The organism is Paenibacillus sp. 01T422 (genome assembly GCF_056398785.1).
Genome location: NZ_JBFTQB010001377.1, coordinates 1 through 1,025, shown reverse-complemented (window position 1 = coordinate 1,025; position 1,025 = coordinate 1). Strand labels below are relative to the sequence as shown.

The following is a 1,025-nucleotide window of genomic DNA, read 5'->3' as shown; positions in this document are numbered from 1 at the left end:
AATATTTTCTTGTTCGCTATTGTCTGTGTGTTATGTGCTGTACTGGCTAAAAAGATCCGTTTCCCATCAGCTTTTTTGCTAGGGCCTATGATTGCCACAGCCGTTCTTCATCTTTCCGGCGTGTCAGGTCCAGCATTGCCATCAGGTCTGCTTGACGTTTCACAACTTTTGATAGGCACATACGTTGGTTTACTACTTCGACCGGAGAGTCTAACGCACAAAGTTCGAATCATTGGCCTCGCGATCATTAGCGGCTTCGTGCTCATCTTGGGCTCGTTAGGTTTAAGTCTGATGCTCTCCAATATGCATGGCGTATCTGCGGCGACTGCTTTCTTGGCTATGGCGCCAGGGGGTATGGATCAGATGGGGATCATGGCCAAAGAAGTTAATGCGGACATTGCGATCGTCACCTGCTATCAAATATTTCGAACCTGGTTCATTTTCTTCGCGGTTCCGCCGCTTCTAAGGTTGGCCTTTAAATACCTATTGCCAAGAGAAAAGGTAGGGAAAGAACCAGTCCCCAGAAGTTGAAAAAAAAATTATAGGTTTCTTATAGGATTGAAGCCATCTTATTCTGTCAAGACTAGGTAGCATAACTTTTTATAGCAGATGAGTGGTGAACATGAAAGATATTACTTTCAGAGCTCTGGCCGTTACAAATGAAATTGATTTAAATAAAATCGCGATACATTGCGATATTCCCAAGAAATACACGTGGGAACAACCGTTAATCCTGCGTGGCGATATTTTATCCTCGATCCTTCAAAAAGAAACGGATTCCTTACAACAGGTGCTGGTATTTTCGTTTGGAAGTGTTGTTTTTGTCAATCACAAAAACAAGGATGAAATTACCGCCTTTTTGAAATTTATCCAGACTTTTGAGCCTGATCTGGAGCTCCAGCAGGTGGATAGATACATGGACGATTACAGTCTGCATATCGAGGAAATCGAAAGCATGGAGTTGACTGACAAGTATGTGATTGTCGCCGAGTATGAATTCTTTTACCCTGAACTCATCTCTACAG

Annotated in this window: 2 protein-coding genes; both read left to right on the top strand. The window is 42.9% G+C overall.

The genetic code is table 11. The annotated features are described in order from the left end of the window. Positions 1–531: AbrB family transcriptional regulator (locus tag AC1DUA_RS38880; RefSeq protein WP_477504767.1), on the top strand; the 531-nt coding region annotated here is incomplete at its 5' end. 91 nt (positions 532–622) lie between these two features. Further along, positions 623–1,025, top strand: a 403-nt coding sequence (locus AC1DUA_RS38875; RefSeq protein WP_477504766.1) for an RMD1 family protein, incomplete at its 3' end; no start/stop codon positions are given.